Origin of the sequence: Plasticicumulans sp., assembly GCF_035331805.1 — a bacterium.
Classification (GTDB): domain Bacteria; phylum Pseudomonadota; class Gammaproteobacteria; order Competibacterales; family Competibacteraceae; genus Plasticicumulans.
This window is the reverse complement of sequence record NZ_DAOLKE010000387.1, coordinates 1-3,084: the sequence shown is the minus strand read 5'-3', so window position 1 is coordinate 3,084 and position 3,084 is coordinate 1. Positions and strand designations below refer to the sequence as shown.

General features: G+C 73.9%; 3 protein-coding genes. 1 reads left to right on the top strand and 2 read right to left on the bottom strand.

What is annotated here, in order from left to right:
- Positions 1-179: 179 nt before the first annotated feature.
- Entirely contained in the window at positions 180-1,574 is a 1,395-nt protein-coding gene (locus tag PKE44_RS17270; RefSeq protein WP_324553743.1) for an ATP-binding protein, read from the bottom strand.
- A gap of 10 nt (positions 1,575-1,584) precedes the next feature.
- Positions 1,585-2,328 carry a response regulator gene (locus tag PKE44_RS17265; RefSeq protein ID WP_324553741.1) on the bottom strand — a complete coding sequence of 248 codons (744 nt, stop codon included), beginning with the start codon at positions 2,326-2,328 and terminating at the stop codon, positions 1,585-1,587.
- 148 nt (positions 2,329-2,476) lie between these two features.
- Between PKE44_RS17265 and PKE44_RS17260 the strand changes: the two genes are divergently transcribed.
- Positions 2,477-3,084 (top strand): Spy/CpxP family protein refolding chaperone (locus tag PKE44_RS17260; RefSeq protein ID WP_324553739.1); only part of this gene is annotated, 608 nt, incomplete at its 3' end.

The following is a 3,084-nucleotide window of genomic DNA, read 5'->3' as shown; positions in this document are numbered from 1 at the left end:
GCTCGCGGTCGAGCGCATCGACGCGGGCGGCGCGGCCTTCGGGGGTATCGGCATCTGGGCCCACAGATCGTCTCCGTGCACGGTTCCGGTGCAATTGCTCACCGGTGAGCGCGGAGTCTAAACCGAGCCGCCGGCGCCGGCGCGGCCGTCGTTGCCAGATGGTGGTCGAGTGTTCCGCGTCAGCTGCGGCCGGCGGCCGGCGGGCGTGGCAGCGTCAGTCGCGCTTCGAGGCCGGGGCCGTCGTCGCGGTTGGCGAGCGTCAGTTCGCCGCCGTGGCTGCGGGCGAGAGCACGGGCGATCGACAGGCCGAGGCCGGTGCCGCCGGTGGCGCGCGAGCGCGAATGTTCGAGGCGCCGGAACGGCTCGAACACACGTTCGAGTTCGGTCTCCGGCAGGCCGGGGCCGCGGTCGCGGATGCAGATGCCGAGCGCCTGCGGTGCATCGCGCAGCACGATCTCGACCGGGCCGTCGCCGGCGCCGTAGCGCAGCGCGTTGTCGAGCAGGTTCTGCAGACAGCGGCGCAGTGCCCGCGGCCGGGCCGGCAGCGGTGCGCCGCCGTCGCCGAGCACCTCGACCGCCGCGCCGGTGTCGGCGGCATCGTCGGCGAGCGCCTCGGCGAGGGCGCCGATCGCGACCGGCACCGTCGCCTCCTCGCGCCCGGCGCGCAGGAAGTCGAGCGTGTCGGCGACCGTGGTTTCGAGATCGGCGAGATCGGCGAGCGCGCGCGCCTGCACGCCGGATTCGCCGATCAGCTCCAGGCGCAGGCGCAGGCGCGCCAGCGGCGTCTTCAGGTCGTGCGAGACGGCGGCGAGCAGCTGGTCGCGCTCGGCGAGCTGGCGGCGCAGCCGCGCCTGCATGTCGTTGAATGCGATCGCCGCGTCACGCACCTCGACCGGCCCGGTTTCCGGCAGCGGCGGCCGCTCGAGATCGGTGCCGAGTTCGCGCGCCGCGCCGGCGAGCCGCGCCAGCGGCCGGGTCAGCCCGCGCACGGCGAGCACCGACACCGCGAGCACGATGACGCTGACCAGCGCCAGCGCCGCCAGCAGCCGCACCGGCTGCGCGCCGATGAAGCGCGGCAGCACGTACAGGAAGCTGACGGTGCCGCCATCGGCCAGCCCGACCTGCACGAAGAAGCTCGGCGCCCGCCGGCCCTTGCCGTCGTCCTCGTCCCTGCCGCTGCCGGCGGCCTCGCCGTGGCTGAGGCTGACCGCCAGCGGCCGGTCGTCGCCGAGCTGCGCGTGCAGCGCGCCGGCGAGTGCCGCGGCCTGCGGCGAGACCTCGGCCGGGTTGCCGGCCCAGGCGAGATCGAGGCGGATGTACAGCGGCGGCAGGTCGAGCGCATCGACGACGCGCGCGCGGTCGCCCTCGTCGAGGCCGTCGAGCAGTTCGACGAGGTTGGCGATGCGCTCGGCGTTGTCGGTGACGAGCACGCGGTACAGCGCCTCGCCGCGATCGGTGAGCGTCAGCCAGGCGCTGAGCGCGAGCGCGGCGCCGAGGCCGGCGAGCAGCAGCAGCAGCAGGCGGCCGAACAGGCTGGCCGGAGCCAGGCGCAGGCGGCGGGGGCGGTGCGGCATCGGCGCGCGCTCAGCCGTATTCGCGCGTGACCGGACCGGTCAGCAGGTAGCCCTCGTTGCGCACGGTGCGGATGATCGCCGGCTCCTTCGGATCGTCGCCGAGGCGGCGGCGGATGCGGCTGACCAGCATGTCGACGCTGCGGTCGAAGGGCCCGGCCTCGCGGCCCTGGGTCAGGTCGAGCAGGCGGTCGCGCGACAGCACGCGTCCGCCGTGCTCGGCCAGCGCCTTCAGCAGCCGGTACTCGGCCGAGCCGAGCGCGACGATCGTGCCCTGCGGATCGACGAGCTGGCGCGCGGCGACATCGAGCGTCCAGTCATGGAAGCGGAATGCGGCGATCTCGCCGCGCGCCGCGCCGCCGGCTGCGGCGGGGTTCGCGGCCGGTCCCGGGTTCTGCGCACGGCGCAGCACGCTGCGGATGCGCGCCAGCAGCTCGCGCGGGTTGAAGGGCTTCGGCAGGTAGTCGTCGGCCCCCATCTCCAGGCCGACGATGCGGTCGGTGTCGTCACCGCGCGCGGTCAGCATGATCACCGGCAGCGCCGAGCGCGCGCGCAGCGAGCGGCAGAGGCTCAGGCCGTCCTCGCCCGGCAGCATCAGGTCGAGGATCACCAGCTCGATGCCGCCGGCGGCGAGGGCCGCGTGCATCGCGGTCCCGTCACCGGCCTCGCTGACGCGCAGGCCGTTGCGGCCGAGGTAATCCGCCAGCAGGCGGCGCAGTTCGGGGTCATCGTCGACGATCAGGATGTGCTCGTTCATAAGCGCCTTTTATATGCGTTCGGTGCGCGCGGCGGCAGCGGTGGTTACGCATGGTTACGCCCGGCCGACGTGCCGATGCGTGCGGGTGACGGCAGCGACGTTGAATGGGCAGCGTCGAAAACAGGCAGGTCCCGAGGAGGATGCCGACATGAGCCCGAACTTCCATGACCGTCACCCCAATCCGTCCCCGGCGCTGCGCCGGCGCAGCGCACTGCTGGTCGCCGCGCTCGCCGCGACGCTGGCGATGCCGCTCGCCAATGCCCGGCCGCCGATGGACGGCCCGGACGATGGCCCCGGCATGCACGAGGGCCGCGATCCGGCCCGGCACTGGGCGCGCATGCACGAGCGCATGGAGCAGCGCTTCGAGCAGCTCGAACAGGCGCTGAAGCTGCGCCCCGAGCAGAAACCGGTCTGGGACGCCTTCGTCGCCGCCCGCCCGCAGCCGCCGCAGCGCTCGCCGGAGGAATGGCGCCAGTGGCGCGAGCAGATGCAGACCATGGGTGCGATCGAGCGCCACAAGGCCATGGAGCAGCGTCTGGAGGAGCGCATGCAGCAGATGAAGGCGAGCGGCGTGGCGCTGCAGAAGCTCTATGACGTGCTCGACACCAGCCAGCGGGCGACGCTGGGCCGCTTCCAGTGGTGGCCGGGGCCGAAGGGCATGAAGGACGGTTACGGCCCGGGCCCGGCGCGCACGCCGGCCCACACGATCAGGCTCATCAGCGCCGAGGGCGCCAGCGGCGCGCGTCCGATGGCCAA

Coding starts and splice junctions, on each gene's coding strand:
- PKE44_RS17265 (WP_324553741.1), bottom strand. CDS start 2,328: ATGAACGAGCACATCCTGATCGTCGACGATGACCCCGAACTGCGCCGC.
- PKE44_RS17270 (WP_324553743.1), bottom strand. CDS start 1,574: ATGCCGCACCGCCCCCGCCGCCTGCGCCTGGCTCCGGCCAGCCTGTTC.